This is a genomic window from Acidovorax sp. Root70 (genome assembly GCF_001428225.1).
GTDB lineage: Bacteria > Pseudomonadota > Gammaproteobacteria > Burkholderiales > Burkholderiaceae_C > Acidovorax.
The window spans coordinates 130,574-156,186 of record NZ_LMHQ01000030.1; the positions used below are offsets into that span (position 1 = coordinate 130,574).

Here is a 25,613-nt window from a genome sequence, read left to right on the forward strand (position 1 = left end):
AACGGTGCCAGCAGCGCGTGGCTTACACGTCAAACGTCACGCCCTGCGCCAGCGGCAAAGCGGTGGAGTAGTTGATGGTGTTGGTGGCGCGGCGCATGTAGGCCTTCCAGCTGTCCGAGCCCGCTTCGCGGCCACCGCCGGTTTCCTTCTCGCCGCCAAACGCACCGCCAATCTCGGCGCCGCTGGGGCCGATGTTCACGTTGGCAATGCCGCAGTCCGAACCGGCGGCCGACATGAACTGCTCGGCCTCGCGCACGTTGAGCGTGAAGATGGACGACGACAGGCCCGCGCCCACGGCGTTGTTCATGGCAATGGCTTCGTCGATGGTGCTGTAGCGCACCACATACAGAATGGGCGCAAAGGTTTCGTGCAGCGCGGGCCCTTCGTGCTTTTGCAGCTCCACCAGCGCGGGGCGCACGTAGTACGCGTCCGCACCGCCCACGCCTTCCACGCGGCCGCCGCCGTGTACGGTGGCGCCCAGCGCACGGCTTTGCTCCAGCGCCTTTTGCATGCCGTCATAGGCCATGCGGTCGATCAGCGGGCCCACCAGCGTGCCAGCGGTGCGCGGGTCGCCCACCTGCACGTTGGCGTAGACCTTGGCGAGTTGGGGCACCAGCTGGTCGTAAATGCTCTCGTGCACAAACAGGCGGCGCAGCGTGGTGCAGCGCTGGCCCGCCGTGCCCATGGCGGCAAACGCGATGCCGCGCAGGGCCAGGTTCAGATCGGCCGTGGGCGCCACGATGGCCGCGTTGTTGCCGCCCAGCTCCAGGATGCCGCGCGCAAAACGCGCTGCCAGGCGCGGGCCCACGGCGCGGCCCATGGCGGTGGAGCCGGTGGCCGACAGCACGGGTACGCGGGCGTCATCCACCAGCACCTCGCCAATGTCGCGCTGGCCCACGATCAGCTCCAGCAGGCCTTCGGGTGCGTCGCTGCCAAAACGTGCAATGGCGCGCTGTGCAATCGCATGCGTGGCCAGGGCGGTGAGCGGGGTCTTTTCCGACGGCTTCCACACCACCGAATCACCACACACCAGCGCCAGTGCTGCGTTCCACGACCACACGGCCACGGGGAAGTTGAAGGCCGAGATCACGCCACACACGCCCAGCGGATGCCAAGTTTCCATCATGCGGTGGCCGGGGCGCTCGGTGGCAATCGTCAGGCCGTACAGCTGGCGCGACAGGCCCACGGCAAAGTCGCAGATGTCGATCATCTCCTGCACTTCACCCAGGCCTTCGGACGGGATCTTGCCCGCCTCGATGGTCACCAGCAGGCCCAGGTCGGCCTTGGCGGCGCGCAGCTCTTCGCCCAGCAGGCGCACCAGCTCGCCCCGGCGTGGTGCGGGCACATTGCGCCATGCCAAAAAGGCCGCATGCGCGCGGCCGATGGCGGCCGTGGCATCGGCCGCGCTTTGCTGCGGCACCTGGGCCAGCACCTCGCCCGTGATGGGCGAACGGGCCGCCAGCGTGCCGCCGGTGTAGGCGGCGCGGGGCACGCCCAGGCGTTGCAGCAGTTGATCGACTTCGGACACAAGGGGGGTGGCGACAGGGGTGGCAGACATGGCGGCTCGCAAAGGTGGATGGAGGCAGAGAGATGGCAACAGCATGGGAGAACACACGCAATGAATGCGCCAATATCCGCCAATCTCAGGGCAGTGGATAGCAAAAAAATGGAACTACTTGATCACAAATCAGAATGAAGTGCCTGAAAATATCAGGACTGCCACCCCATACCCAATGCGCGGCAGGGACTCAAAAGGCTTAATTTTTGGTATCTACCATCATTCCCCCAGTGCATAACCCGGTATGACCCTGCTGCGCCGCGCCTTCCTCCCCTCCACCGCCGACCTGCTGGCCTTTGAAGCGGCGGCGCGCCACCAGAGCGTGTCGCGCGCTGCCGAGGAACTGCACCTCACCCAAAGCGCGGTGTCGCGCCAGATCCGCCAGCTGGAGGAGCAGATCGGCACCGCCCTCTTCCACCGCGTGCGCCAGCGTGTGGTGCTGACCGACGCAGGGCGCGTCTATGCGGCCGATGTACAAAACGTGCTGCAGCAACTGTCGGCCAGCACACAAAAAGCCATGGCGTTCTCCAGCACCGACGGCCTGCTCAACCTGGCCGTGCTGCCCACACTGGGCACCCGCTGGCTCATCCCGCGCCTGGGTGGCTTCATGGCCTTGCACCCCGAGGCCATGGTCAACTTCTCGGCCCGCACCGAGCCGTTTGACTTTGCGGGCACGCCGTTTGACGCCGCCATCCACTTCGGCACCCCGCACTGGGCGGGTGCCGTGTGCGAATACCTGATGCACGAAGAAACCGTGCCCGTGTGCAGCCCCACCTACCGCGACCGCCACAACATCCACACCCCGCAGGACCTGACGCGCGTGGTGCTGCTGCAGCAAAGCACCCGCCCCACGCAATGGGCCGAATGGTTTGAGCTGGTGGGCGCCCCCACCGCCCTGGCCCTGCGCGGCCCGCAGTCGGAACACTTCGCCATGATTGCCCAGGCGGCCGTGTCGCACCTGGGCGCGGCGCTGCTGCCGCGCTTCCTGATTGAGCAGGAACTGGCGGCCGGGAGCCTGGTGGAGCTGTCAGACCAGGTGCTGACGAGCACCGATGCGTACTACCTGGTGTATCCCGAGGCGCGAGCGCAGACGCCGCTGGTGAAGGCGTTCAGGGACTGGGTGGTGGGGGAGTGTGCGGGGCAGCGGCAGGGGTAAGGACATGGTTGCCGATCGCTTTCGCATCGTGAGAAATACAAGCGAAAGATGCCTAGGGCGCTTATTGAATAAGCGCTACCAGCTATCAAAAGTGAATTAAATGCGTCTGATGCGCAGCAGGATGAGCGTGCGCCGGTAGGCCAGCTGTCAGTCAAAGGCAGTCAGTCAAGGAATCGATCTAGCTGTTCGATTAAGGGGCAGATGACCAACTGGGTCACGCTAGAGATTCAGCGCCGCGATAGCGTAATGCCAAGCCCTGCAAGGACCAGCACGGAGCCCACCACAAACGCAGGACCCAGGCGATCTCCCAGCAGCGCAGCCGCTGCGGCAATGCCGAAGATAGGCTGCAGGTACTGGACAGCCGCAGCCACCCGCGCAGGCACCACCCGCAGCAAGCCCAGCCACATGTAAAGGCCTGCCACGGTCACGAATACGCCGAGGTAAGCCGCTGCACCGATGCCCATGGCGGTGAACTGGGCGGGTGCCTGCGTCCATTCCCAGCCTGCCCAGGGCAGCAATGCCAGGAAACCGAAGGTCGTACTCCACGCGGCCACCGTAGCGGTGCCGTGCTCGTTGGTCAGCTCCACGCTCCAGACGTAATAGAACGCAATGGCCACCGATGACAGGAGCATCCAGCCCACGCCCCACACGGTGGTGACCGATGTGGCAGCTGCGTCCATATCCCCCAAAGCCACCAGCGCGATCCCCGCGAAGGCAGTCAGCAGGCCCAGTGTCTGAATGCGCGAAACATGCTGACCCAGCCGTATCGCTGCAAACACCACGATGAACAGCGGGATCGTGGCCGATACGATGGTGCCCACCGAGGCGGAGGTGCCCGCCACGCCAAAAGTCTGCGCCACCTGGCCTATGCCGATGCCCAACAGCCCGAGCGCAGCCACCTTGGGCAAGGCCCGCCAAGGAAGGGTTTGGCGCCCCAGGGTGAACAACAGCATTAACGGCACGGCAAAGGCAAAGCGCAGTGCCGTGAGGGTGAGCGGTGGCAAGTCCTGCAAGCCCAGTTTGGTGATCGGAATCGACAAGCCCCAGATCAATGCCAGGAGCAGCATGGCCCCCAGGTGGCGCGGGCTGTAGTCATGCGCTTGGGCCCCTGAGGTCTTGGAGGGATTCGCTGTGATAGTGCTGGAAGTGGTGCTATTGCTCATGGATGGGGCCTGCTGGGGGAGGGCGCCCCAGGACGTCAGAAGGGGTAAGACCGATAGTGGCGTTGAGGCAATCGGCTGACAAACGATTTGTTCTCACATAATGCGTGAGCCTCACTCACGCATCAAAGCGCAACCCATGTTCGACCGGCTTCCACCCCTGCAAACCCTGCGTGCCTTCGAGGCAGCGGCGCGCCTGCTCAGCATGACGCGCGCGGCGGAGGAATTGCATCTCACGCACGGCGCTGTCAGCCGCCATATTCGGACGCTGGAAGACGATCTGGGCTGCCAGCTGTTTCTGCGGCTGACCCGGCGCATCGTGCTCACCGAAGCAGGGGCAGAGTTTCATGCGGTGGTTGCCCGCTTGTTGGGCGAGTTAGCCGGAGAAGCGCAGCGCCTGCGCGGTGATGACACTGGTAAGCGACTGACGGTGAGCACCAGCGTGTCATTTGCCAGCAAGTGGCTGGCACCTCGCCTGGGAAGGCTGCGGGCGTCGTGCCACCCCTTCGATGTGCACATGGATGTGACCGACGTGAACGTGGATTTGCGCCTGGGGCATGTGGACGCCGCCATTCGGTACGGCTTCGGCCGTTACCCGAACGCCATGGCAGAGCGCATTCTGGAAGAGACAGTCACGCCAGTGTGCAGCCCAGACTACATCTCAAGATGCGGCGGACTGGAGCAGCCGGCCCAGCTGCTTCGCGCCCACCTGCTGCACGAAGTGGGAATGATGGCGAATTGGGCGCAGTGGTTAGCGCTGGCGGGGCTGGACAAGAAACGTCCGCCCAACGGTCCGAGCTATAGCCACGGTTCAATGGCGGTGGAAGCTGCGATACGGGGTGAGGGAGTCGCACTGGCCCGTAGCACTTTGGTGGCCGACGACATTGCAGCCGGCAGGCTGATAGCACCATACTCAGCATTGCGCCTGAAAGCCGAGCGCGGCTATGACTTGGTCTACCGTGTCGGTGAACGAGACCATCCCAAGGTTGTAGCGTTGCGGAATTGGTTGACCACCGAAATACAGGCGTTCACATCAGAGGCGGATGCATAGAAGCGGACACACAAAACCCTTGTGATGGTCTGCAATGGGTCAAAAACTCCCGTCCCTACTCACCCGACACCCCAATCGCTAACCCCTGCGCCCCGCCTCCCAAACTCTGCGCCGGCCGTCTCAACGTCGCATCAAACGGATTGATCTTCGGTCCCACGGCAGCCGCCTCGCGCTTGAGCAGCTCCACCACCGTGGGCAGTCGGTCATCGTTCAACCGCGCAGAAATGGTGCCCACACTCAGCGCTGCCACGGCGCGCCCTTCGCGGTCGAGGATGGGCACGGCCACACCGGCCATGCCTTCCAGCAACCCGGTATTGCGCCCCGCATAACCCAGCTGGCGCACCCGCTCAATCTCGGTGCGCAGGTAAACCTCGTCAAACACGCCGTACTCGCGCACGCGCGACAGGTTGAAACGGATGACCTCTTCGCGCTCGGCCTCGGGCAAAAACGCCAGGATGGCCAGCGCGCCCTGCCCCACGCCCAGGGCCACGCGGCCGCCGATATCGCCGGTGAACGAGCGGATGGGGAACGGGCCCTCGCTGCGGTCCAGGCACACGGCGTCAAACCCACTGCGCACCAACAGAAAGATGCTGTCACCCAGGCTGGCGCACAGGCGCAGCAGCGCGGGGCGGCACAGGCTGCGCAGGTCGCCAGGGTTGCCAGCCTTCGCCGCCAAGGCGAAGAAATCCATGCTCAGGCGGTAGAGCTTGCTGCGCTCGTCCTGCTCGACCATGCCTTCTGCCACCAGCGATTGCAGCAAACGGTGCGTGGTGGCCTGTGTGAGGCCCACGGCACGCGCCAATTGGGTGACTCGCCCGCCCTCGGCCTGCACGGCCGACAGGGCCCGGATGACGGCAAACACCCGGGGTACGCCGCCGGTGGCGGTGGATGCGGCTTCCATACCTCGCTCCTGTGGAATTCGTTGATCAAACTGAAGGCATTATATTTCATTGAATGGAATAAATTCAATAAAACTTCCGTTTAATGGAATACCCGAAGCATTCTGGTTTGTTTATTGCAATAGATTCAATTGAATCGAGCGGCTGCTTCAACCTTTGAAAACTACTTGCACCACACCGGTGCAGACACCCAAAGGCCCGCAGCCCATCCCTGCAACTCCACAGCAGGTGGCATGCACCGCCCCCAGGCAACCCGTGCAACGCCACCACCGGAAAGGCTTTCGCCATGTCGTTTCTCAAGCTCACGGATGTGACCAAGTTCTATGGCAGCACCTGCGCGGTGCAGGCCATGAACCTCACGGTGCAAAAGGGTGAATTTGTGTCGTTGCTGGGCCCCTCGGGCTGCGGCAAGACGACCACGCTGCAGATGGTGGCGGGGTTCGAGGCCGTGACCAGCGGGCGCATCGAGCTGGACGGCAAGGACATCACCCACGCCAAGGCCAACACGCGCGGGCTGGGCATCGTGTTCCAGAGCTATGCCCTCTTCCCCCACATGACGGTGGCGGCCAACGTGAGCTTTGGGCTGGAAATGCGCAAGGTGCCCAAGGCCGAGCGCGCCGAGCGCGTGGCCCAGGCCCTGGCCCTGGTGCACCTGGAAAAGCACGCCACGCGCTTCCCCCGCGAGCTGTCTGGCGGCCAGCGCCAGCGCGTGGCACTGGCCCGTGCGCTGGTGATCGAGCCGCCCGTACTCCTGCTGGACGAACCTTTGTCCAACCTCGACGCCAAGCTGCGCGAGGAGATGCAGTTTGAGCTGCGGCAAATCCAGCGCAAGGTGGGCACCACCACCATCATGGTCACACACGACCAGAGCGAGGCCATGTCCATCAGCGACCGCGTGGTGGTGATGGAGGCCGGCCGCGCCACGCAGATCGACCACCCGCACCGCGTGTACGAGCACCCGCGTACGCGTTTCATCTCCACCTTTGTGGGCAAGGCGAACCTGCTGCCGGGACAGGTCGCCCACGCGAGCGGCACGCACACGCAGGTGAAGTTGGGAGCCCTCACGATGGAGGTGGACGGTGCCCGCTACCGCCCCGGCGCTTCCGTGCTGCTGAGCGTGCGGCCTGAAAAAGTGCAGCTGGTGCCCCCCGTGCAGGGCCGGATGGACGGCCAGGTGTGCGAGCGCTTCTTTTTGGGCAGCCAATGGCTGTACCGCGTGGGTACCCCCGTGGGTGACCTGATGGTGCTGGCCCCCAATGACGGCCGCGCCGCGCTGGCCGAGGGTGAGCGCACCGGCGTGGACTGGCCCGACCACTGCATGCGCCTGCTGCCCGCCGATGAAACCGCACTGGCTGAGCTGGAAGCCGAAGACACAGCCGCCGAGGTGGCGCCATGAGCCTGGCCACCACCTTGCTGCACAAAAAGGCCGCGCCCTGGTGGCTGTCCGGCCCGGCGATGCTGCTGTTCACGGTGCTGTTGCTGGTGCCGCTGGCACTCACCGCCGTGCTGTCGTTCAACGCGTTCGACCCGACCACGGGGGTGAAGGCGGGCGAGTTCACGCTGGAGCATTACGCCCATGTGTTCACCGATTCGTACTACTACTCCATTTTTTGGCGCACGTTCTGGATTGCAGGTTTGGTCACGCTGATCTGCGTGTTCGTTGGAGCGCCCGAGGCCTACATACTGAGCCGCATGGGCAACCCGTGGCGCTCCATCTTGCTGCTGGTGGTGCTGGCGCCGCTGCTGGTGTCGGTAGTGGTGCGCGCCTTTGGCTGGAGCATGCTGCTGGGCCCTGAGGGGCTGGTGAATGGGCTGTTCGGGCTGCTGGGTTTTGGGCCCGTGAAGATGCTCTACACCGAGATCGCGGTGGTTATCGCCCTGGTGCATGTGATGCTGCCCTTCATGGTCATCCCCGTGTGGACCTCGCTGCAAAAGCTGGACCCTGGGGTAGAAAACGCGGCGCTGTCGCTGCAGGCCACGCCCTTCACCACGCTGCGGCGCATTGTGTTGCCGCAGGTGCTGCCCGGCATCTTGTCGGGCAGCCTGATCGTGTTTGGCCTGGCCGCCAGCTCGTTTGCCATCCCCGGCCTGCTGGGCGGGCGGCGGCTGAAGATGGTGGCCACGGTGGTGTACGACGAGTACCTACACGAGCTGAACTGGCCCCTGGGCGCAGCCATTGCGCTGACGCTGCTGGTGGCCAACCTGGTGGTCATGCTGAGCTACAACCGCTTGGTTGAAGGCCGCTACAAGAAATCACTCGGGTGAGCACGATGCAAAAGAACGGCCCTCTCGCCCTCGCGTTCAACGCGCTGGTCATCACCTTCATGCTCGCCCCCTTGCTGGTGGTGTGCATCGTGGCTTTCACGCCGCACAACACGCTGACGCTGCCCACCACCGAGCTCTCGCTGCGCTGGTTCAAGGCGGTGTTCGAGCACCCAGACTTTATGCAGTCGTTCTGGAACAGCCTGTGGCTAGCCCTTGCATCGGCCACGCTGGCCACGGTGCTGGCGGTGCCTGCGGGCATTGCCATCACACGCTACGACTTCCCCGGGCGCGGCTTTCTCAATGGTTTGTTCCTGTCGCCGCTGATCATTCCGCACTTGGTGCTGGGCGTGGCTCTGCTGCGACTGTTTGCGCTGATCGGCGGCACGGGCAGCTTTGGCTGGCTGGTGTTTGCGCATGCGCTCATCGTCACGCCCTACACGCTGCGGCTGGTGGTGGCTGCCCTCGTGGGCTTTGACCGCAGTGCCGAGCATGCCGCCCTGTCGCTGGGTGCCAGCCAGGCCACGGTGTTCACGCGCATCACGCTGCCAATGATCCTGCCCGGCGTGACGGGTGGCTGGATGCTGGCCTTCATCAACAGCTTTGACGAAGTGACCATGTCGATCTTTGTCACCTCGCCCAGCACGGTGACGCTGCCGGTGCGCATGTACATGTACGCCACTGAATCCATTGACCCGCTGATGGCGGCGGTGTCTGCGCTGATGGTGGGCCTGACAGCCTGCGCGATGGTGATTCTTGACCGCGTGTACGGCCTGGACCGTGTGCTCGTAGGCAAGAAATAAATGGGCACGAATTCCATGACTGTGAACACAGCCCTGCTCCACCGCGTGGCCGAAAAAGACCGCGCCCCCGTGCCCTTCACGCTCGATGGCGAACCCGCCACTGCGCTCGAAGGCGACACGGTGCTCACGGCCATCCTCACGCACCGCGCCCAGCTGCGCCGCAACGAATTCAGCCACGAGCCGCGCGCTGGCTTTTGCCTGATGGGTGCGTGCCAGGACTGCTGGGTGCAAACCGCCACCGGCGAACGGCTGCGGTCTTGCGCCACCTTCATCCAGGCGGGCATGCAGCTGACCACCGGAGCGCCCGCATGACCGCCCCCGCATTGCAACCCGTGATCGTGGGCGCAGGCCCTGCGGGCATTCGCGCCGCGCAAACCCTGGTGGCGCATGGCGTGCGGCCCGTAGTGATTGACGAGGCCGCGCGCAGCGGCGGCCAGATCTACCGCCGCCCGCCCGCCCACTTTGCCCGCAGCGCACAAACGCTGTACGGCACCGAGGCCTCACGCGCCACAGCTTTACACAGCACGTTCGACGGCCTACAAACCCACATCAACTACCAACCCGACAGCCTGGTGTGGAACGCCCAAGGCGGCCTGCTCGACGTGCTGCACGGCCCCACGCAAACCACGCGCACGGTGCCCTACGGCCAGCTCATTGTGGCCAGCGGTGCTACCGACCGTGTGCTGCCCGTGCCCGGCTGGACGCTGCCCGGTGTGTACACGCTGGGTGGCGCACAGGTGGCGCTCAAGTTTCAGGGCTGCACCATTGGCCGCAACGTGGTGCTGATGGGCACCGGGCCACTGCTGTACCTGGTGGCATACCAATATGCCAAAGCGGGCACCAAGGTAGCCGCAGTGCTGGACACCGCGCGGTTTGCCGACCAACTGGCCGCCCTGCCCGGCATGCTCACCCAGCCCACCGTGCTCGCCAAGGGCTTGTACTACGTAGCTTGGCTCCGCGCGCAGGGTGTGGCCGTGCACACCGGCGTGCGGCCGGTGCGCGTGGAAGGCGACACGCGGGTGAATGCCGTGGTGTGGAGCGACGGCCAAGCCGAAAACACCGTGCCCTGCGATGCCGTGGGCTTTGGCTACGCCCTGCGGTCCGAGACCCAACTGGCAGACCTGCTGGGCTGCCGCTTTGCCTGGGCGCCCATGCACCGCGCCCACCTGCCCGAGCGCGACAGCTCAGGCCGCACCAGCGTGGCAGGCGTGTACCTAGCGGGCGATGGCGCGGGCATCATGGGTGCCGATGCGGCCGAGTGGGCGGGCGAGCGCACCGCACTGGCGCTGCTGGCCGACCATGGCGTGAAGGTAGACACAGCACGTGCTGCAGAGCTGGAACGCAAGCTCACGGATCTGATGCAGTTCCGCCAAGGGCTGGAGCGCGCTTTCCCCTTCCCCACCGACTGGGCTGCGCACGCACCCGATGCGCTGGTGGTGTGCCGCTGCGAGAACATCACGGCGGGTGAGCTGCGCGCCTGTGCGCGCGATGCGGGTGCTGACGAGATGAACCGACTGAAGGCTCTGACCCGCGTGGGCATGGGCCGTTGCCAGGGCCGCATGTGCGGCGTGGCGGCGGCAGAAATCCTGGCCCAGGCCACGGGCAAGCCCATTGATCGGGTGGGACGGCTGCGCGGACAAGCGCCGATCAAGCCCATCCCCATCCACCTGCAAGCCCAGGCGGAGGCCCGCACATGACCGCCACCCGAACCATCGACACCGACGTCGCCATCGTGGGCGGCGGCATCATGGGTGCATCCGCCGCACTGGCGCTGCGCCGCAAGGGCGTGAGCGTGGTGCTGCTGGAGCGCGACCTGTGCGGCTCCCGATCCAGCGGTGTGAACTACGGCGGCGTGCGCCGCCAAGGCCGCCCTGTGAGCCAGCTGCCGCTGGCGCAGCGCGCCCACCAGGTGTGGGCCGACCTGCCTGCGCTGATTGGCACGGATGGCGAATACCAGCGCAGCGGGCATTTCAAGATCGGCCGCAGCGAGGCGGACATGGCTGCGCTGGAAGCCTATGCCAACCTGAGCCGCGACTTTGATCTGGGCATACAGCTCATCTCCGGTACCGCGCTGCGCGAGCGCTGCCCCTGGCTGGGCGGGCGCGCTGTGGGCGGATCGCTGTGCCCCGATGACGGGCAAGCCAACCCGCGCTTGGTGTCGCCCGCCTTTGCGCTGGCTGCGCGGCGTGCGGGGGCGCAGATTTTGGAACGCACACCGATGACCTCGGTGGAGCACGACGGCAAGATCTTCACCGTGCGCTCGGGCACTACCGTGGCCGTGCGTGCGCCCGTGCTCATCAACTGCGCAGGCGCCTGGGCCGGTGCGCTGACAGCGCAATTTGACGAGGCCGTGCCCATCCACTCCGGCCACCCGGCCATGGCCGTGACCGAGCCCCTGCCCTTTTTCATGCACTGGAGCCTGGGCGTGGAAGGCGGCGGCATTTACTGCCGCCAGGTGGCCCGCGGCAACCTGGTGCTGGGCGGCGGATCGGGCGTGGCACTGGATGCCGACCGCGCCCGCTCCGAGCGCAGCGCCATCGCCACCCTGGCCGTGCAGGCGGTAGAGCTGCTGCCCGCGCTGAAGAACGCGCACTTCATCCGCACCTGGAGCGGCACCGAGGGCTACCTGCCTGACCGCCAGCCCGTGCTGGGCCAAAGCAGTACCACGCCCGGCCTGATCCACGGCTTTGGCTTTGCCGGCGCAGGCTTTCAGATTGGTCCCGGCGTGGGCGAGGTGCTGGCCGAGCTGGCCCGCGATGGCCGCAGCACCACGCCGATTGATGCCTTCGCGATTGAGCGATTTGTTCCCAAAGCAGTGGCTGAAGTGGCCAGCACTGCGGCTGTCCAGTGACCCATTTGCCACCGACCCGTCCCCACTCTCCCACCAGAAAGGAAACCACCATGACCTTCACCCCCCGCTTTGCCAGCCGCACCCGCCGCGCCCTTGTGGCGGCCGCCGCACTGGCCACCGTGGCCGCCGCAGGCACCGCCACCGCGCAGACCAAGACGCTGTACATCGGCATGAACGGCGGCACCATGGAGAAGGCGTACACGCAGTACGTGTTCCCGGCGTTTGAAAAGCTGCACGGCGTGAAGGTGGTGGTGGTGCCCGGCACGTCCTCGGACATCCTGGCCAAGGCGCAGGCCAACAAGGACAAGCCGCAGATGCATGTGATGTTTCTGGACGACGGCATCATGGTGCGCGCCATGGGAATGGGCCTGTGCGAGAAGCAAAAACCCAACCAGCACCTCAACGAGATCTACCCCGCCGCCCGCTTCAAGGACGACCTGGCCAGCGGCGTGAGCCTGGGCATGACGGGCATTGCTTACAACACCAAGATGTTTGCCGAAAAGGGCTGGGCTGCGCCCACCTCGTGGATGGACTTTGCCGACCCCAAGTACAAGGGCAAGGTGGTGTTCCAGTCCATGCCTTCGTCGTCATTCGGGCTGCACGGTTTCTTGATGTTCAACCGCATTCAAGGCGGCAACGACAAGAACGTGGAGCCAGGCTTCAACAACTGGGCCAAGACCATCGGGCCGAACGTGCTGGAGTACATCCCCAGCTCGGCCAAGATTTCGGAGATGGTGCAGACGGGTGAAGCCGCGATCTTCCCGCTCACCCCGACCAGCGTGGCGGCCCTCAAGGCCAAGGGCATTCCGGTGGAATACGCACAGCCCAAGGAAGGTTCGGTGGTGCTGATGACCGGCCAGTGCGTGATCGCCAAGAACAGCGAGCCCGAGCTGGCCCAAAAGCTGGCCGAGTTTCTTCTGAGCCCCCTGGCCCAGGCCAACGTGCTGCAGTTTGGCGCGCAGATCCCTACCAACCCCAAGGCACCCGCAGTGGGTGAAGGCGCGGCGCAAGTGGCGCAAATCAGCCAGTGGATGAAAAACGCCGTGACGCTGGACTGGGACAGCGTGAACGCGAACCGCCCTGCCTGGAATGCACGCTGGAACAAAACCATCGAGCGCTGACAGGATATGGAGAGCGTGTGAGCGGGCTACACCTGCTCACACCGGCGGGCCGTTTGTGACAAATGTCACCGGCTCCGCTGTCCCCTGCGGTGGTGGGGTGTCACAAACCCCTTCTTCGACTTCAGAATCCGGCGCCAGGACACGCTGATCCTTTCAGCCAGTCCGCCCACATTCGAAGAAGACGGATACCACCATGAAACGCTGGATCAAATGGACCGCAGGCAGCGCGCTGCTGCTGGGCGTGATCGTTGTCGCCACCGCCGCCAGCGGCCTGTACCTGGCCGAGCAAAAGCGCAACCGCTACATCGACATCAAGCCCCGCCCCGTGGCCTACACCACCGACGCGCAGACCATCGAGCGCGGGCGCTACCTGTATGCATCGCGCGGCTGCACCGACTGCCATGGCGCGCAGGGCACGGGCCGCGAGTTCGTCAACGATGGCAAGGGCACGCGCCTGGCAGGCCCCAACATCACGTCTGCCGGTGTAGTGGCGCGCTACCAGCCTGAAGACTGGAACAGCGTGATCCGCCATGGCGTCAAGCCCAACGGCCGCCCGGTGCTGGTGATGCCCAGCGAAGACTACAACCGCTTTACCAATGAAGACCTGAACGCTCTGGTGTCGTACGTGCGCCAGTTCCCGCCCAAGGAAGGCACGCCCGCCGTCATCGAACTGCCCCACCCCGCCTGGGTGCTGTATGGGCTGGGCGCGATCCCCGATGCGGCCTCGCGCATCGACCACCAGCTGGCCCCCTCGCGCCCTACCGCTGCCGGCGTGACGCTGGCCAACGGCCAGTACGTGGCCAACATGTGCATCGGCTGCCACGGCGCCGACCTGTCGGGCGGCAAGATCCCCGGCGGCCCGCCCGACTGGCCTGCGGCAGCAGACATCCGTCCCGGCACACACAGTACCGACAGCGCCCTGGCACGCTACCCCAATGCCGCCAGTTTTGTGGCCATGCTGCGCACCGGCAAGCGGCCGGACGGCACGCCCATCCAGGTCATGCCCTTCGAGTCGCTCGGCCAGCTCAGCGATGTGGATGCGCAGGCGCTGTACCTGTATCTGAACGCGCCCCCCGGCAGCGTGAAGCAAGAAGTCGGCAGCGCAGCGGCCGGCGGCCAGAAGAGCAGCGCCAACACCGTGCCCTCGGGGCCAAGCGGGCTCAAGCTGCCTGGTTGACCTCAAAGCCCGGGAAAGGCCCGGCAGGAGCCGTTCCCAGACACTCAAGCAAAGAAAGAGCGAAGAACTCTGCGCCCCAATGACCGCCCCGGTGGACCACCCGCTGCGGTGGCGGGTCAGCTGCCAGGGTGCTGGTGTACACCGTGAGGTGAGACGGGCGCCAGGCTGTACGACCCCATGGGCCCGCCCGGGCTGTTGCCAGGGCCCGCAGGCGCGGCAGGGGGCGCACGCCGCACGCGAGGCACCACGCTGAGCTGCACGGTATCCAGCACCGGGCCGGGCACCACATTCAGCGCCTTGCGCGGCAGGTCCACCAGTTGCTCGGCGTGCCACACGCGCACCTGCGCGGCGCCATCGGGCACGTTGGCAAAACGGGCAATGCCGTCGCTGTCGGTCTTGAGTGTCCAGGCCGAATCGGTCACAAACACATGGCCACGCATGGAGCCGTGCAAGTGGCAGCCCAGCAGCACCACGCCGGGCGTGTCCAGCTTCACGTCGGCAAAGTTGGCGGGCTTGCCATCGGCCTTGCCCGCCAGGCGCAGCTCAAAGTTGGAACCCGCCGCAGCCGGTGCCGCCGCGGTGGACGCCCCGGTGGGGTTGCCGCGCACATGGTGGTCCCACCGGTCCTGGTTGGTAAAACGCACGGTGGTGCCGGGCATCACCACGGTGACGGCGGGCACAAAGCGCATGCGCTCCTGTTCGATGGTGGGGCTGGCCTGCAGCAAGCTGGGCGCAGCACCCACCGTGGCACCGGGGTACATCACCACCACGGCGTCGGGCACGGGCTTGCCCTCGCGGTCCAGCACCTGTATTTGGACATTTCCGGCGCAAGCGCTAGTGAATATTGCGCTAGTCGCTATGAAAAAAATAGCGTTTTTCATCGTCTTACCGCTGGGTGATCACATCACGATGCATGGGCGCCAACAAGGCCAGCAGGCGGTTTTGTTGAGCGAACGGTATGCCCTGGGCATCCATGGCGCTTTGCAGCACCTCCACCAGGGCGTTGAAATGGCCCTTGTTGATGTCCATGTCGGCATGGGCCGATTTCATGTCAGCGCCCTCATATTTGCAAGGGCCACCGCTCAGCTGGCAAAACTGGTCGGTCAGGCTCTCTTTGAGCGCGGCCGGTTTGGTGTCCTTGAAGTGGCCGCCAATGCGCGGGTCCTTGACCACGCGGTTCACAAAATCGTCCACCAGGCGGGTGATGCCGGGCTTTTCGCCGAGCGCCTGGTACAGGCCTGCAGGAGCTACAGGAGCGGCAGTAGTCGCTACCGGAGCCGCAGCGGTCTGCGCAAAGGCCGGGGCAGTAAGCCAACCGCCGAGGGAGATGGCCAGGGCGATGAAGGTTTTGGAGTGCGTCATGACAATTTCCTCAGAAGGCGACTTGGGCCGACAGGTAGTAGCCCGTCTGGCGGCGGTTGTTGGTGATGCCAGGGACGATGCGGCCCAGGTCCACATAGGCGAGCGTGAGCGACACGTTCTTGCTGGGCGCCCAGGCCACAAAAATGTCCTTCCAGTCGTCTTCGCGCAGCGCAGCGCCCAAGCCCGCCGCGGCACCCAGCGCTTGCAGGTTATTGGGCTTGAAGCGGTATTCGGCACCCACCGCCAGGTTCTTGTTGATCAGGTACGCCACCGAGAACTCGGGCTGCAGGCTGCGGCTGTTCTTGCCGGGTGCGGCCGAGCCGAAGCCCAGCAGACCGTTCTGGTTGGCGTTGGTGTAGCGCAGCGTGCCGTTGACCAGCACGCTTTGCGCCAGCAGCAGCTTGGTGGCACTCACATACACGTCGGTGCCGCTGGTTTTGGTGCCCAGAAAGTCCAGCACCGAGCCGATGGAGCCCGGGTGCACCTGCTTGTGCTCCAGCCCCACCGCAATCTGCGGCATCCAGTTGTCGCTGTTGAGCACGGCGTCGCCCGCCACCTTGAGCTTGATGCCCAGCACGTCCATCTTGATGTGCTGGCCGGGCGTGACACCAAACGGCGCAATGCCGTTGAGCGCAATGGCAGGCGACGCATCAAAGTCCTGCCGCGCCAGCGACAGCTCCACGCGGTCGTGCAGGCCCAGTGCCACGCCATAGCCGTTCAGGCTGTAGTCCTGCGTGGCCGCACGGGTGGCATAGGCGCTGACACCCACCTCGCCCTCAGTGGCGTTGCTGCCAATCACCGCCCAAGGGGTCAGCCCCCCACCGGCCGACCCGGCGATGGTGCTGACACCGCCTGTGAGCAACAGCTTGCCGGTATCTGCGTGGACCAGCCCAGCGGTGGTTGCCAGAGCGGCCAGCAGCGTGCCGCCCACCAAGGGGCGCAGCCCATGTTTCAGCCTGTGTGTCATCGTCATCTCCGAAGCGTGAGGGTTGTAAGTGGATGTTGCTCTCAACTTACGAGCGCCGGTAGTCGGTGGATTCAAAAACGACAGAAATTTTTTTCAGGGGTGATCCGCGCCGCCGCCCCGCCACTGGCCACCCGTGCTCCGGCGGGGCTACAGCATCCGCTGGATCAGCTCACCCTTGAACAGCACCGGCCCCGTGGGCCCCGTGGCGCTGGGCACCCCCCCCTTGGGCTCCAGGCTGATGGCGAGCGTGGGCACTTCTTTCACATCGCCTTCCTGCGCCACCAGCTTGAGCAGCTTGTCCTGGCCCAACACACCGAGCGAGCGCGGCCCCTGACCCGGAGGCAGTGCCCACAGCTGCAAGGACTTGTCCGCCCCCTCCTGGAAGCCGCCCACGCGCTGCAGCACGAGCTGGTTGTTTTTGGGGTCGAATGTCACCAACATCGACGCGTCGGCCTTGTCGTCCGCCAGCACGGCCACGTACTGGATCTGCGGGGTGGTCTGCAATTGCTGTTGCAGTGCGGCAATCTGCGCCCCAGTGTTGGCACGCAGACCGCCGTTGACCTGCATGCCCACCACCACGGCCGCCAGCGTGGCCATGGCGCCTGCCGCTGCGGCGCCGCGCCATACCAGCAGGTTGCGCCACCAGCCACCGGGGGCTGTAGCAGCCTGGGGCACACGCGCAGCCTGCATGGCGGTGGCGGCTCGGTCGGCCTGCACCAGGTTGTCGATACGGGTCCACACGGCCGGTGCGGGGTCGATGGCGGACTGCAACTCGGTCAGGCCCGACCAGCGGGTCTGCCACACCAGGGCAGCGGCGCGCACAGTGGCGTGTTCGCGGGCCAGGGCCTCAAAACGGCGGCGGGCGCCGCCGCGCAGCGTGCCCAGGGCATAACTGGCGGCCAGGCGGTCCAGCAGATCGGGGTGTTGGGTGATGTTCATGGCGACCTCAGGCGTAGCGCGCCATGCAGGCACGCAGTTGCTCCAGCCCCCGGCGAATCCAGGTCTTGACGGTGCCCAGCGGCAGCTTGAGCTGCTCGGCCAGCTCGCCATGGCTCTGGTCGCGCAGGTAGGCCAGGCTCACCACCTCGCGCTGCTTGTGATCGAGCTTGCCCAGGCACTGGTGTAGTGCAAACGCCTGCTCGCTGGCATCGGCGGTGTCCATGGGGTTGGGCGAATCTCCCTCCAGCGTCTGCGCCATTGCGTCATCCAGCTCGTTCATGAGGTCGGCCCGGTCGGTGGTGCGCTTGCGCAGGGCGTCCAGGGCCCGGCTGCGCACGATCAGCCCCATCCAAGCCATGGGCGGGCTCAGCGATGCCCGGTAGCTGCCCGCGCCGCGCCAAATGGTCAAGAACGCCTCCTGCAGCACGTCCTCCGCCGCGTCGCGGTTGCGGACGATGCGCAGGGCCAGGCCAAAAAGCTGCGACGAGGTGCGCTCGTACAGCCTTTTCAGCGCGGAGTCGTCCTGCGCGGCGATGCGGTCTAGGAGGTCCATCAGTTCACTGTCTGGGTGGAGGGTGCTCATGCGCCCATTCTCTGAGATTGGTGGGGTTGGCAGTGCCTTCGGGGCATTGCTGTAGGTGAATACGCCACAGCGGGCGTTTTGGATGTGGCCGAGGCACACGCAGCAATTGGCGCCGGCAATGGGAGCGGGCACAGCCCCCGATGACACAAAATGCCGGGCGGCTGAATCCAGGCGGCGGGATCGCCCGTACTGCAAGAGACCGTGCCGCTCACACCCCTGCGCTTTCTACCCCTCGCCACCACCATGCCCCTGCCCCGCCCGCTGTCCCCTGTTTGTCGTGTTGCCGTGGCAGCCGCCCTGGTCTGGGCGGCCCACGGCGCCGCCACCGCCCAGTCGGTGGAGCGTGGTGCAGCGCTGTACGCTGCGCATTGCAGCGGTTGCCACAGCATCGACCAGCATGGAGACGGCCCCGCCCACCGGGGGGTGGTGGGGCGCCGCGCGGGAGCGCTGAAGGACTTTGACTATTCGCCTGCGCTGCGCGCGAGCAAGATCTTGTGGACGCGCGCCACGCTCAAGGCCTGGCTGAGCGACCCCGAGGCGCTCATCCCTGGCCAGGGCATGGACTACCGGCTCGAAGATGCGCGCGACCGCGAAGACGTGGTGGCCTATCTGGCCACGCTCAAACGCCTGCCGGTGCCAGAGGCGGCCACCCGCTGAACAGATTGCCTCGACTCAGGCAGTGGGAAAGGTGCCGGGCAGCAGGATCGACGAATCCACGTTGTTGATGTTGGTATGGCCACAGAACGCCATGGTGATGTCCAGCTCTTTCTGGATGATCTGCAGCGCACGCGTCACCCCGGCCTCGCCATGGGCCCCCAGTCCGTACAGAAAGCTGCGGCCGATCAACGTGCCTTGCGCGCCCAGCGCGCGGGCCTTGAGCACGTCCTGCCCGCTGCGAATGCCGCCGTCCATCCACACCTCGATGTCCTTGCCCGCCGCTGCCGCAATGCTGGGCAGCGCAGCGATGGACGACGGCGCGCCATCGAGCTGGCGGCCACCATGGTTGCTGACGATGAGCGCATCGGCACCGCTGTTGACCGCCAGGCGCGCGTCTTCGGCGTCCATGATGCCTTTGAGGATCAGCTTGCCGCCCCAGCGCTTCTTGATCCACTCCACGTCGCCCCAGTTGAGCTGTGGGTCGAACTGCTCGGCCGTCCATGACGACAGCGACGACAGGTCGCCCACGCCCTTGGCGTGGCCCACGATGTTGCCGAAGCTGCGGCGTTTGGTGCCCAGCATGCCCAGGCACCAGTGCGGCTTGGTGGCCAGGTTGATCAGGTTGGCAAGGGTGGGCTTGGGCGGGGCCGACAGGCCATTCTTGATGTCCTTGTGGCGCTGGCCCAGGATCTGCAGGTCCAGCGTGAGCTGCAGCGCCGAGCAGTTGGCGGCCTTGGCGCGGTCGATCAGGCGGTTGATGAAGTCTCGGTCGCGCATCACATACACCTGGAACCAGAACGGGTGGCGGCCCGTGTGTTCGGCAATGTCCTCGATGGAGCAGATGCTCATGGTCGACAGCGTGAACGGGATGCCAAACGCCTTGGCCGCCTTGGCGCCCAGGATCTCGCCGTCGGCATGCTGCATGCCGGTGAGGCCCGTGGGCGCAATGGCCACGGGCATGGCCACGTCCTGGCCCACCATGGTGGTGCGGGTGGTGCGGCCTTCCATGTTCACGGCCACGCGCTGGCGCAGCTTGATGCGCTGGAAGTCGCTTTCGTTGGCGCGGTAGGTGCCCTCGGTGTACGAGCCCGAATCGGCGTAGTCATAAAACATGCGCGGCACGCGGCGCTGGGCAATGACACGCAGGTCTTCGATGCAGGTGATTTTGGACAGATTGGGCACGCAGGCTCTCCGGTATGGGAAATGCGCCAAATGGTAGGCGGTGGCACGCGGGCCAGCCATCAAAATTTTTTTAGCGGCCTACAACAAATTTCCAGCGAACGGGTATCTGGGCCTGCCAGCCAGCCCAAAGCCCTGACATACGGCGCCCATCCACAACCTCGCAGGTGCGTTACTTGGCCGTGGTCACCAGGGCGGGCTCGGGCAGCACCACCTCGGGCTCGGCCTCGGGCCCCCGGTAGAGCATGAAGCGCATGCGCCCGCCACGCTTGGCCGCGTACATGGCACCGTCCGCATGGCGCGAGAGCTCATCGAAGGTGCTGCCATGCTGCGGAAACAGCGCAATGCCGCCGCTCACGCCCACCTGCACCCGCTGACCGGCGAGATCGAACGCAGGATTGCAGGCTGCCAGGATCTTGCGCGCCACGAGGCAGGCGGGCTCCACCCCGTCCAGGCCAGGCAGCAGCACCACAAACTCGTCGCCTCCTTGGCGACACACCGTGTCGGATGCGCGCACCGCCGCCTGCAGCCGCTGGGCAAACTGCACCAGCAGGACGTCGCCCACATCGTGGCCCAGGCGGTCATTGACCCCCTTGAAGCCATCCAGGTCCAGGTACATCACCGCCAGCGACCTGCCGTCGCGCTGCGCCTGGGCCATGGCCAGCTGGGCGCGGTCCTGCAGCAGCACGCGGTTGGGCAGATCGGTGAGCGCGTCGTACTGCGCCAGGTGGGCCATGCGTTCGGCCATGGCGACCGCCTCGGTCACGTCGCGCAGCACGGCCACGGCACCGGTCACGACGCCATGGCGGTCGGTGACGGGGCTGGCAGTCTCCTCCACCTGGAAGCGCTGGCCGCTGGTGCGGTGTACCAGTACGCCGCGCACGGGGTCTGAGGCCGCACCCAGCTGAATGGCAGTGCGCAGCGTGTTGGACAGAAGTATGTCGTTATCGGGGCTGCGCAGGCAGACCACTTCATTCACCGTGTGGCCCGCGGCATCAAACGCCTGCCAGCCCGTCAGGCGCTCAGCCACCGGGTTGAGGTAAGTCACCATGCCCTGAGCGTCCGAGCAGACCACGGCGTCGCCAATGGCCTGCAGCGTCAGGCGCACGCGCTCTTTCTCGTCAAACAGCTCGTCCTCCATGCGCTTGCGCTCGGTAATGTCCGTCACTTGCACAAAGAGGCCGGTCACCACGCCCCGCTCGTCGGCGTCGGGCTGGTAGGAAACGATGCAGTGCCGCTGCCGGCCCTGCGAGTCCTCGTCCGTGCGCTCAAAGCGCTGCAGCGCGCCGGCCAGAGCCTGGTCGTAGTACGGCTTGCTGGCCGCGTAGCGGGAGTCACTCAGCAGCTCGCTGATGTGCCGGCCCTGCACGGGCGCCGGGTAGGTGCCGAACTCCTCCAGCGCCGCACGGTTGGCAAAGCGGTTGCGCATATTGGCGTCCCAATAGGCAATCATCGAGGGCACGTTGTCCAGGATGGTGCGCAGGTCGTGCTCTGCCTCCGCCAGGCGCGCGGAAACCTGCTGGCGCAGCAGAAGCTCGCGGACAAACAGCAGGGCCAGGCCCAGGCAACCCAGCATCAGCAGCACGGCAAAGCCACCCAGCACCCAGGCACTGTTCGTCCACTTGGCCAGGATGGTGTCGGTGGACTGGGCCACGTTCAGGATCAGCGGGTAGTTGCCCACAGGCCGGAAGGAGTAGAGACGCTCCACGCCGTCGAGCGCCGCCTTGCCCACAAAAGAACCCGTGCCCTCCGTCTGAAAGCGCAGCAGGTTAGGAGTGCCCGCAATCGTTTTGCCCACATCCGAATCGCCATACGGGAAGCGGGAGATCACTACCCCGTCCTGCCGGAACAGGTTGATACCGCTGTTGGGACCCAGGTCCAGCGAGCCAAACAGTTCGTTGAAGTAGCTCAGGCGGATGGCGCCCACCACCGAACCGGCAAAGCTACCGTCCGGATGGTAGTACGCGCGGGAGATGGGCAGGATGTTCAGTCCCGTGACCCGCGAAGGCACGGGCTTGCCAAAGAACAGCCCGCGCTCGCCATGGTCACGCCCTGCCAGAAAGTAGTCGCGGTCGGCAAAGTTGGCCCGGCGGGGCTCAAGGGAGCCCGAGTCCAGCACCACGTTGCCCTGCGCATCCAGCACCAGCACATCCCCCGCGCCGCGTGCGCGCAGCGAGTTGTCAAACACCACGCGCGAGCGCAGGTCGGGGGGCAACGCCCACACCTCGGGCCGTGCCACCTCGCGGGCCACGCCCTCCAGGGATTTGTCGAACGAGTCCAGCGACCAGGCCAGGCCCTGCTCCAGCGTGCGTGCCAGGTTGGTGTTGGTCTGCACCGCGTAACTCCACTCGTCGTTGCGGATGGTCCAGATGGTGCGGGCAAACAATGCACCAATGCCCAGAGCCACCAGCAAGGCCAGCCAGATCAGGCGGTGAGAGAAGAACTGGCGAAACGAGGGCATATGGATAGTTTGTAACTATTTTAAACAGTCGCCTTAACCGGGACTCAGCCCCAAGTCACACCCTATTCCTCGGATTTGTCCGAGTCAATGCGCACCTGCCCGGGGAGGCACGGCCACCACACCCGCGCCACGCACCTCCAGCCGGACCTCGTCGAGCACCTGGCCCTGCGCGTCGGTGATCTGCACCAGATGCCGCCCGGGCCAAGGCAGCCAGGCTACCCGGGAGCCCCGACCCAGGGGTTTGCCGTCCAGCCGCCACTGCACCGCATCGCCGGTGGCCGTGAACTGCAGGCGCTGGCGCGCGGGTGGAATGTCCGGGTCCAGCGCAATCACCGTGCCGGATGCTGGAGCGGTGATGCGCGCCGGGACAGCGGCCGCAGGCGCTGCTGGGGCACGGGCGGCACTTTTTGAGGTTTTTTGGCTTGATGCGCTAGTGTCATATACCTCACCAGCTATTGAATCCATAGCAAACAACGGCTGCTGCGTGCCAGGCACAAACCACTCGTCGCGTGCAGCCTCCAGCGGCTGGGGGCCGCCTGCGCCAGACGACGGCCCCGGGCCAAACCGCACGGCCGCCCGCACCAGGCCCGGAGGGGTCTTGGGCGCCCGGCTGGGCTCGCGGGCGTGCAGAAAGCCCATCACCGCCGCCCAGATGGGTGCTGCGCCGCTGGTGCCGCTGACCTCGTGCATGGCTGCACCGCTGGCGTTGCCCACCCACACGCCCACGGTATAGCGCTCCGACCAACCCACTGCCCAGTTGTCGCGCATGTCCTTGCTGGTCCCGGTTTTCACCGCCGTCCAGAAGCGGGTGGCCAGCACGCTGTCGGTGCCGAAGGTGCGTGCGCGTGCATTGCCGTCGGACAGGATGTCACCCACGATGAACGCGGCGCGTGGGTCGATGGCGGGCGTGAAGCGGGGCTTGGCATCGGCCGGGGCTACGGTGCCCTGTCGCCCGCCGTTGGCGAGCGTGCTTACAACAGGACTGGCCCGCCCGCCGTTGGCGAACGTGCCTGCAACAGGACTCGCCCGCCCGCCGTTGGCGAGCGTGCGGAAGGCATTGGTCAGGTGCAGCAACGGCACCTCGGGGCTGCCCAATGCCAGGCTGTAGCCAAAGTAGTCGCCACTTTCGCGCAGCGGCATTCCGACAGCACCGAGCTGGCGGTGAAACGCATCGGGCGTAACCATGACCAGCGTCCGCACCGCAGGCACGTTGAGCGACGCCGCCAGCGCCGTGCGCACCGACACCCAGCCCTTGAACTGGCGGTCATAGTTCTGCGGGATGTAGAGCCCCCCCGCCGTGGTGATCTGCGCGGGCGAATCTTCGACCAGCGACGCCGCTGTGAGCCGCCGCTCTGCAATCGCCTCGGCATACAAAAAGGGCTTGAGCGTGGAGCCTGGCTGGCGAAGCGCCAGCACCCCGTCGACCTCGCTGGCCTGGCTGAGCTGGCCGGACGACCCCACCCAGGCCAGCACCGCGCCCGTGGCGTTGTCCAGCACCAGCACCGCGCCGTCTTCCACATGCCGCCCCCGCAGCTCGCGCAGTTGCTGCTGCAGGCTCTGCATGGCAAAACGCTGCAGCGGTGCGCGCAGGGTGCTGGTCACTCGCTCGGGCACGGCGCTATCCTTGTCTCGCTGGCGCAGCAGGTAGCGCGCAAAGTGCGGCGCTACCCCCTCGCTGGCATCAAAGGCGCGGCGCTGCAACGCGGCCGTGATGAACAGGTCCAGTGCGTCGCAGTCCACGCGCGCCGCCGGTGCAGCGGGCAAGGCGGGGGTGGAAGGGGTGGAGGGGCGCTGCTGCATGTCGCGCAGCACGCCGCAGGCACGCTGTGCCACCAGCGCAGGCCGCGCGTTGGGCGCGCGCACCAGGGCCGCTGCCACCGCAGCTTCGCGGTCGTCCAGGCCGTGGGCTGCCTTGTCAAACAGGGTACGGCTCAGCGCGTCGATGCCCACCAGCTCGCTGCGAAACGGAACGAGGTTGAGGTACGCCTCCAGGATCTGGTCCTTGCGCCAGCGCCGGTCCAGCACCTGGGCTGCCACCGTCTGGCCCAGCTTTTGCGCCACGGTGCGCCCGCCCGGGCCCTGGCGCCAGTCGCCGTCCAGCAGGCCAGCCAGTTGCATGGTGATGGTGCTGGCCCCGCGCGTGCGCTGGTTCCACAGGTTGCCCCAGGCGGCCGCCGACGCAGCACGCCAGTCCACGCCGCTGTGTTCAAAAAAGCGCTTGTCCTCGCTCAGCACCAGCGCCTGGCGCAGCGCGGGCGACACGTCGGCCAGCGGCACCCACTGACCGCGCCGCACGGTGGCATCGGTGCGCAGGCGCTGCAAGACCTCGCCTTCGCGCGAGAGGATCAGGGTGTCCGAGGGCTTGAAGTCCGCGCGCACCTCGTCAAACGTGGGGATAGCCCAGGCGCCCGAGGCACAGGCCGCCAGCACCAGAGCGGCGGCCTGTGTGCGCAGGCGCAAGGTGAAGAAGAAATCGAAGGGAAGGAACACAAACGCACAGAAATGAAAGCGCCATCAGCGCGCTGCGCGCAGGCGCACGGCGTCGCACCAGCGCTGCGCCACGCCAGGCACGGTGACACACACCGCATCGTACGTGGCAGTGGTCACGGCGCGCTCCAGCAGCTGGATATCGGCCTCGTGCTGGCGCGCCACATGCGGGTCCTCAAAAAAAACAGCGCGGTGGCAGCGGCGTTCCAGCACCAGGTCGGCAATCTGCGCGTCGCCACCCAGCGGCCCGCTGTTGAAGCGCTGCACCCAGGGCTGCCCCTCGGGCCAGCCCTTGCTCCACGCCAGGGCGTTCAGTCGCTGGCCCGTGGTGCCGGTGGCCACCCGGTGGCGAAACTGCGACAGCACATCAAAGTTGCGATCCGCGAAGTCGAGCATGGCCTGTTTGCACGCGTCGTGCGCAATCAGGGCCAGTGTCTGGTTGCCATGGTCATGAAACCGGTCGGCCTGCGGGTCGGGCGGCAGCCCGGCGTGGATGCGCTCCATCTCGATCCAGTCGCGTGCGCTGGCCACGGTAGAAAGAAACGGCTTGCCATGGATCACGCACTGCCGCTTGAGCGCCAGCGCCTCGGGAAAGATGGAAGAAGGGTCCACAGGGTCGGTGAGGTAAATCGCACCATCGAGCGTGCGCCCTTCCCCCATGCCCACCACCTCTGCCACCACTTTCATCAGCCCACCTTCGCGCCCGTACGGATAGCGCACCAGCGGACGGTACCCCTGCAGCATGCCCGCAGCGACGATGGCATCGTGCGTGCGGCCCACGGCGTGCAGCCCCAGCTGCAGTTCCCGGATGCCCGCCTCGCAGGCGCGCAACCAGGAAAAGAGCGCCGCGTCTTCGGTGTGGTGGTGCAAGCGGTTGGCAGCGAGACCCAGGATCATGGCGGTTTGACTTTCTGAAAACGAAGGGATCGAGGCATCGTAA

General features: G+C 66.1%; 23 protein-coding genes. 11 read left to right on the forward strand and 12 right to left on the reverse strand.

The window, feature by feature from the left end; genetic code table 11:
- Nucleotides 1–22: 22 nt before the first annotated feature.
- Nucleotides 23–1,558, reverse strand: coding sequence for an aldehyde dehydrogenase family protein (locus ASD94_RS19035; protein WP_056646313.1), 1,536 nt, complete (start codon nt 1,556–1,558; stop codon nt 23–25).
- A gap of 244 nt (nt 1,559–1,802) precedes the next feature.
- On the opposite strand from ASD94_RS19035, the gene ASD94_RS19040 reads away from it, so the two are divergent.
- Complete coding sequence (locus ASD94_RS19040; RefSeq protein ID WP_200954258.1) at nt 1,803–2,714, forward strand: LysR family transcriptional regulator; 912 nt, start codon at nt 1,803–1,805, stop codon at nt 2,712–2,714.
- Between the two features lie 227 nt (nt 2,715–2,941).
- On the opposite strand, the gene ASD94_RS19045 is transcribed toward ASD94_RS19040, so the two are convergent.
- Complete coding sequence (locus ASD94_RS19045; protein ID WP_235510710.1) at nt 2,942–3,877, reverse strand: DMT family transporter; 936 nt, start codon at nt 3,875–3,877, stop codon at nt 2,942–2,944.
- A 136-nt stretch (nt 3,878–4,013) separates the two neighbouring features.
- Here ASD94_RS19045 and gcvA point away from each other — a divergent pair, with 136 nt between their 5' ends.
- On the forward strand, nt 4,014–4,925 hold the full coding sequence (gene gcvA, locus ASD94_RS19050) for a transcriptional regulator GcvA (RefSeq protein ID WP_056646319.1): 912 nt from the start codon (nt 4,014–4,016) through the stop codon (nt 4,923–4,925).
- Nucleotides 4,926–4,980: 55 nt separating this feature from the next.
- Here the strand turns inward: gcvA and ASD94_RS19055 are convergent, their stop codons facing one another.
- Nucleotides 4,981–5,826, reverse strand: a complete 846-nt coding sequence (locus ASD94_RS19055; protein WP_056646322.1) for an IclR family transcriptional regulator — start codon at nt 5,824–5,826, stop codon at nt 4,981–4,983.
- A gap of 284 nt (nt 5,827–6,110) precedes the next feature.
- On the opposite strand from ASD94_RS19055, the gene ASD94_RS19060 reads away from it, so the two are divergent.
- The 8 genes from ASD94_RS19060 to ASD94_RS19095 all read left to right on the forward strand — a co-directional run bounded on the left by ASD94_RS19060 (nt 6,111) and on the right by ASD94_RS19095 (nt 14,038).
- A complete protein-coding gene (locus tag ASD94_RS19060) occupies nt 6,111–7,220 on the forward strand; it encodes an ABC transporter ATP-binding protein (RefSeq protein WP_056646325.1) in 1,110 nt (369 codons plus the stop codon).
- Nucleotides 7,217–8,089, forward strand: coding sequence for an ABC transporter permease (locus ASD94_RS19065; RefSeq protein WP_056646328.1), 873 nt, complete (start codon nt 7,217–7,219; stop codon nt 8,087–8,089). Before ASD94_RS19060 ends, ASD94_RS19065 begins: the two co-directional genes overlap by 4 nt.
- 5 nt (nt 8,090–8,094) lie before the next feature.
- On the forward strand, nt 8,095–8,889 hold the full coding sequence (locus ASD94_RS19070; RefSeq protein WP_056646331.1) for an ABC transporter permease: 795 nt from the start codon (nt 8,095–8,097) through the stop codon (nt 8,887–8,889).
- A 15-nt stretch (nt 8,890–8,904) separates the two neighbouring features.
- Complete coding sequence (locus tag ASD94_RS19075; RefSeq protein WP_233247278.1) at nt 8,905–9,201, forward strand: (2Fe-2S)-binding protein; 297 nt, start codon at nt 8,905–8,907, stop codon at nt 9,199–9,201.
- Nucleotides 9,198–10,586, forward strand: a complete 1,389-nt coding sequence (locus ASD94_RS19080) for an NAD(P)/FAD-dependent oxidoreductase (protein WP_056646337.1) — start codon at nt 9,198–9,200, stop codon at nt 10,584–10,586. Before ASD94_RS19075 ends, ASD94_RS19080 begins: the two co-directional genes overlap by 4 nt.
- Entirely contained in the window at nt 10,583–11,740 is a 1,158-nt protein-coding gene (locus tag ASD94_RS19085; RefSeq protein WP_056646340.1) for an FAD-binding oxidoreductase, read from the forward strand. The genes ASD94_RS19080 and ASD94_RS19085 overlap by 4 nt, the downstream gene beginning before the upstream one ends.
- Nucleotides 11,741–11,790: 50 nt before the next feature.
- Nucleotides 11,791–12,861 (forward strand): ABC transporter substrate-binding protein, encoded by a 1,071-nt coding sequence (locus tag ASD94_RS19090; RefSeq protein ID WP_056646344.1) that lies wholly within the window; start codon nt 11,791–11,793, stop codon nt 12,859–12,861.
- Nucleotides 12,862–13,054: 193 nt separating this feature from the next.
- Complete coding sequence (locus ASD94_RS19095; protein ID WP_056646347.1) at nt 13,055–14,038, forward strand: c-type cytochrome; 984 nt, start codon at nt 13,055–13,057, stop codon at nt 14,036–14,038.
- Between the two features lie 116 nt (nt 14,039–14,154).
- Here the strand turns inward: ASD94_RS19095 and ASD94_RS19100 are convergent, their stop codons facing one another.
- The 5 genes from ASD94_RS19100 to ASD94_RS19120 form a co-directional block, all read right to left on the reverse strand.
- Nucleotides 14,155–14,844, reverse strand: a complete 690-nt coding sequence (locus ASD94_RS19100) for a hypothetical protein (RefSeq protein WP_056646349.1) — start codon at nt 14,842–14,844, stop codon at nt 14,155–14,157.
- Between the two features lie 79 nt (nt 14,845–14,923).
- A complete protein-coding gene (locus ASD94_RS19105) occupies nt 14,924–15,400 on the reverse strand; it encodes a group 1 truncated hemoglobin (RefSeq protein WP_056646352.1) in 477 nt (158 codons plus the stop codon).
- Nucleotides 15,401–15,410: 10 nt separating this feature from the next.
- On the reverse strand, nt 15,411–16,367 hold the full coding sequence (locus tag ASD94_RS19110; RefSeq protein ID WP_156391482.1) for a DUF3034 family protein: 957 nt from the start codon (nt 16,365–16,367) through the stop codon (nt 15,411–15,413).
- 147 nt (nt 16,368–16,514) lie between these two features.
- Nucleotides 16,515–17,306, reverse strand: a complete 792-nt coding sequence (locus ASD94_RS19115) for an anti-sigma factor domain-containing protein (RefSeq protein ID WP_056646615.1) — start codon at nt 17,304–17,306, stop codon at nt 16,515–16,517.
- A gap of 7 nt (nt 17,307–17,313) precedes the next feature.
- Nucleotides 17,314–17,889, reverse strand: coding sequence for an RNA polymerase sigma factor (locus ASD94_RS19120; protein ID WP_056646358.1), 576 nt, complete (start codon nt 17,887–17,889; stop codon nt 17,314–17,316).
- Between the two features lie 243 nt (nt 17,890–18,132).
- Between ASD94_RS19120 and ASD94_RS19125 the strand changes: the two genes are divergently transcribed.
- Nucleotides 18,133–18,546 (forward strand): cytochrome c family protein, encoded by a 414-nt coding sequence (locus ASD94_RS19125; protein WP_056646617.1) that lies wholly within the window; start codon nt 18,133–18,135, stop codon nt 18,544–18,546.
- A gap of 15 nt (nt 18,547–18,561) precedes the next feature.
- Here ASD94_RS19125 and ASD94_RS19130 read toward each other — a convergent pair whose 3' ends face one another.
- The 4 genes from ASD94_RS19130 to ASD94_RS19145 all read right to left on the reverse strand — a co-directional run bounded on the left by ASD94_RS19130 (nt 18,562) and on the right by ASD94_RS19145 (nt 25,570).
- The gene (locus ASD94_RS19130) at nt 18,562–19,728 is read right to left on the reverse strand and encodes an alpha-hydroxy acid oxidase (RefSeq protein ID WP_056646619.1); all 1,167 of its coding nucleotides are present in this window, start codon (nt 19,726–19,728) and stop codon (nt 18,562–18,564) included.
- 169 nt (nt 19,729–19,897) lie between these two features.
- Nucleotides 19,898–22,186, reverse strand: a complete 2,289-nt coding sequence (locus ASD94_RS19135; RefSeq protein WP_056646362.1) for a diguanylate cyclase domain-containing protein — start codon at nt 22,184–22,186, stop codon at nt 19,898–19,900.
- A gap of 84 nt (nt 22,187–22,270) precedes the next feature.
- Nucleotides 22,271–24,676: a penicillin-binding protein 1C gene (gene pbpC / locus ASD94_RS19140; RefSeq protein ID WP_369818079.1), complete on the reverse strand. Its 2,406-nt coding sequence runs from the start codon at nt 24,674–24,676 to the stop codon at nt 22,271–22,273.
- Between the two features lie 24 nt (nt 24,677–24,700).
- Nucleotides 24,701–25,570 carry a methylglyoxal synthase gene (locus tag ASD94_RS19145; protein WP_056646367.1) on the reverse strand — a complete coding sequence of 290 codons (870 nt, stop codon included), beginning with the start codon at nt 25,568–25,570 and terminating at the stop codon, nt 24,701–24,703.
- Nucleotides 25,571–25,613 lie beyond the last annotated feature (43 nt).

Coding starts and splice junctions, on each gene's coding strand:
- ASD94_RS19035 (WP_056646313.1), bottom strand. CDS start 1,558: ATGTCTGCCACCCCTGTCGCCACCCCCCTTGTGTCCGAAGTCGATCAA.
- ASD94_RS19040 (WP_200954258.1), top strand. CDS start 1,803: ATGACCCTGCTGCGCCGCGCCTTCCTCCCCTCCACCGCCGACCTGCTG.
- ASD94_RS19045 (WP_235510710.1), bottom strand. CDS start 3,877: ATGAGCAATAGCACCACTTCCAGCACTATCACAGCGAATCCCTCCAAG.
- gcvA (WP_056646319.1), top strand. CDS start 4,014: ATGTTCGACCGGCTTCCACCCCTGCAAACCCTGCGTGCCTTCGAGGCA.
- ASD94_RS19055 (WP_056646322.1), bottom strand. CDS start 5,826: ATGGAAGCCGCATCCACCGCCACCGGCGGCGTACCCCGGGTGTTTGCC.
- ASD94_RS19060 (WP_056646325.1), top strand. CDS start 6,111: ATGTCGTTTCTCAAGCTCACGGATGTGACCAAGTTCTATGGCAGCACC.
- ASD94_RS19065 (WP_056646328.1), top strand. CDS start 7,217: ATGAGCCTGGCCACCACCTTGCTGCACAAAAAGGCCGCGCCCTGGTGG.
- ASD94_RS19070 (WP_056646331.1), top strand. CDS start 8,095: ATGCAAAAGAACGGCCCTCTCGCCCTCGCGTTCAACGCGCTGGTCATC.
- ASD94_RS19075 (WP_233247278.1), top strand. CDS start 8,905: ATGACTGTGAACACAGCCCTGCTCCACCGCGTGGCCGAAAAAGACCGC.
- ASD94_RS19080 (WP_056646337.1), top strand. CDS start 9,198: ATGACCGCCCCCGCATTGCAACCCGTGATCGTGGGCGCAGGCCCTGCG.
- ASD94_RS19085 (WP_056646340.1), top strand. CDS start 10,583: ATGACCGCCACCCGAACCATCGACACCGACGTCGCCATCGTGGGCGGC.
- ASD94_RS19090 (WP_056646344.1), top strand. CDS start 11,791: ATGACCTTCACCCCCCGCTTTGCCAGCCGCACCCGCCGCGCCCTTGTG.
- ASD94_RS19095 (WP_056646347.1), top strand. CDS start 13,055: ATGAAACGCTGGATCAAATGGACCGCAGGCAGCGCGCTGCTGCTGGGC.
- ASD94_RS19105 (WP_056646352.1), bottom strand. CDS start 15,400: ATGACGCACTCCAAAACCTTCATCGCCCTGGCCATCTCCCTCGGCGGT.
- ASD94_RS19110 (WP_156391482.1), bottom strand. CDS start 16,367: ATGACACACAGGCTGAAACATGGGCTGCGCCCCTTGGTGGGCGGCACG.
- ASD94_RS19115 (WP_056646615.1), bottom strand. CDS start 17,306: ATGAACATCACCCAACACCCCGATCTGCTGGACCGCCTGGCCGCCAGT.
- ASD94_RS19120 (WP_056646358.1), bottom strand. CDS start 17,889: ATGAGCACCCTCCACCCAGACAGTGAACTGATGGACCTCCTAGACCGC.
- ASD94_RS19125 (WP_056646617.1), top strand. CDS start 18,133: ATGCCCCTGCCCCGCCCGCTGTCCCCTGTTTGTCGTGTTGCCGTGGCA.
- ASD94_RS19135 (WP_056646362.1), bottom strand. CDS start 22,186: ATGCCCTCGTTTCGCCAGTTCTTCTCTCACCGCCTGATCTGGCTGGCC.
- ASD94_RS19145 (WP_056646367.1), bottom strand. CDS start 25,570: ATGATCCTGGGTCTCGCTGCCAACCGCTTGCACCACCACACCGAAGAC.